The sequence below is a fragment of the Gulosibacter sediminis genome (assembly GCF_030011715.1).
Taxonomy (GTDB): Bacteria; Actinomycetota; Actinomycetes; order Actinomycetales; family Microbacteriaceae; genus Gulosibacter; species Gulosibacter sediminis.
This window is the reverse complement of the sequence record NZ_JASCYH010000100.1, coordinates 1-321: the sequence shown is the minus strand read 5'-3', so window position 1 is coordinate 321 and position 321 is coordinate 1. Positions and strand designations below refer to the sequence as shown.

The following is a 321-nucleotide window of genomic DNA, read 5'->3' as shown; positions in this document are numbered from 1 at the left end:
CATCGGCGGTGCCGAGCGTGAGCCGGTTCGGTAGCCCGCGGAAAATGCCTACGCGAGCATCCATCAGCCCCGTCGGCCGGGCAAGCCACTCGCCCTGGTCGACCACCCGCCCGAGGTAGGTGTGCGGGTCGCTCGCGGCGCCGCCCGCACTGCGCGCGATGCGGGGGCGAACCCCGTAGATGGCCGCGAGCTCGTGGGCGAGTCGCTTCGCGAGGGTCTCGGTGGCGAGTTCAGCTTCGATGACATAACGCCCAGAGATCATCTGCAGCGCACCGGCAAAGCGAAGGATGCTCGAAATCAGGGCAGCACGCGCCCGGTTCG

General features: G+C 69.2%; 1 protein-coding gene. It reads right to left on the bottom strand.

Annotated features, from left to right (window positions below):
• A partial coding sequence (gene whiA, locus QM019_RS12720) for a DNA-binding protein WhiA (protein ID WP_282853309.1) occupies positions 1-321 on the bottom strand: 321 nt, incomplete at both ends.